2 protein-coding genes and 1 pseudogene are annotated in these 1872 nt (G+C 67.8%); all 3 read right to left on the reverse strand.

The window, feature by feature from the left end:
• Window positions 1–528: cation diffusion facilitator family transporter (locus WA317_RS00545; RefSeq protein ID WP_425171175.1), on the reverse strand; the 528-nt coding region annotated here is incomplete at its 3' end.
• Between the two features lie 41 nt (window positions 529–569).
• On the reverse strand, window positions 570–1349 hold the full coding sequence (locus WA317_RS00550; RefSeq protein ID WP_425171176.1) for a site-2 protease family protein: 780 nt from the start codon (window positions 1347–1349) through the stop codon (window positions 570–572).
• A 173-nt stretch (window positions 1350–1522) separates the two neighbouring features.
• Window positions 1523–1872, reverse strand: a pseudogene (locus tag WA317_RS00555) (peptidase M50); the annotation flags it as partial.

The raw sequence follows: 1872 nt of genomic DNA on the forward strand, positions 1-1872 counted from the left end.
CGTCGTCACCGTCACCAGCCCGGCGATCAGCACACCGACGGTGCCCACGGTGTCGGCGATCACCTCCATGTAGGCGCCCCGCACGGCCAGGCTCTGCGCGGAATGCGAGCGCAGCAGCAGCGCCACGACGGCGTTGGCGGCCAGCCCGGCCACTGCGACGGCGATCATCGGCACGCCGGGCACGTCGGGGGTGTGGCTGAGCCGTTCGAAGGCCTCGTAGCCGATGAACACCGAGACGCCGGTCAACAGTGCAGCGTTGGCCACCGCAGTGAACACTTCGGCGCGATGCCAACCGTAGGTGCGGGCCGGGGATGCGCTACCGCGCCGGGCCAGCGTGATCGCGGCCAGACCCATGACTGCCGCCACTACATCCGTCAGCACGTGCCCGGCGTCAGCAAGCAGCGCGATCGAACCGATGGCCAGCGCGGTCGCCAGTTCGACCGCGAAGAACCCGGTGAGAATGACGGCCGCCGCGATCATCCGGTTGACCCGGGCATCGGCGTCGCCGTGCGAGTGGCCAATACCCATGTCGAGAATATATGCGACTTATCGCATATATCGCAAGAATCTCAGAGCCAGGCCCCCCAGAACCGGGTCAACTGCATGCCGGCAAGCGCCAGCAGGTGAGGCACTCCGGACAGGTCGAAGAACCAGTAGACGAGGCCGAAGAACCAGCGGTTCAGCAGCGGCGCTAACAGCAGGACCAACAGCAGCAGAAAGCCGTAGGGCTTGATCGGCTCCAGGGCGCGCCGAGTTTCCGGACTCAGGTACGGCTCGAGTGCGCCATAGCCGTCGAATCCGGGGATTGGCAGCAGGTTCAGCGCCACTGCGGTCAGCTGCAGAAAACCCAGGAACGCCATCCCCGCCCACAGCACCGGGTGCGTCGGGCTGTAGTAGATCCGGGTCAGCGCCAGCAGCAGAACGGCCAGCAGCAGGTTCGCCGCCGGCCCCGCGAGGCTCACCATTGCGCGGCGCGCCGGCGTCATGAAGTAAGTCCGCACGTACACCGCGGCACCGGGCAGGCCGATGCCGCCAAGCGCAATGAACAGTATCGGCAATCCCAGCGACAACATGGGGTGGCTGTACTTGCGCGGATCCAGCGTCAGGTAGCCGCGCACCGCGACTTCACGGTCCCCGAACCGCCACGCCGTGACCGCATGCCCGTACTCGTGCAGACACAATGACACCACCCAGCCGGCGATCACCAGGACGAACACCCCGGCGTAAGCCAGCGGCTGGACCCTCGCCCCGGCCATCCAGGCCAGTGCAGCACCGAACGCCGTTATTCCAAGAATGGCGAAGAAGATAGGGCTGGGCCGCACTGATTCGTGTACGCCCCTAATGCTCATGTGAACTCACCACACGAAGCTACCGGCGCTCGTCACCGACGCTGCCAATGGTCCGGTTCCTCGCCCCTAACGGCGCGCGTCACCGGCTCGGACAATGGTCCGGTTCCTCGCCCCTGACGGCGCTCGTCACCGACGCTGCCAATGGTCCGGCTCCTCGCCCCTGACGGCGCTCGTCACCGGACGAGTAACCAGTCTTGAGTGTGCCGGTAGAACGTCGATCGCCGTACCGGACGAGCACCCGGGACACCGTCGCGGACCACCACCGCCCCGGTGGTGCCGAGCTGCGCCGCGCGGCCGGTCACCCAGCCGCCGAACCGGCGGTACGCCGGTCGAGCCCGCAGACCGGGCAGCGATGCGGTCGGCTCGATGCGCACTCCGGTCACATCACCGTCGAAGAGCACGGTGTCGTCGACAACCGCCTCACCGTGGAGCGGCCGCCCGTCGCCGTCGGGTCGCCACTCGGCCGACCCGACGATCGCCGACCCGGTCTCGTCGCGGATCAGCGGCGTCGATCGCGCCGCGC

It is taken from the genome of Mycobacterium sp., assembly GCF_049802695.1.
Lineage (GTDB): Bacteria > Actinomycetota > Actinomycetes > Mycobacteriales > Mycobacteriaceae > Mycobacterium.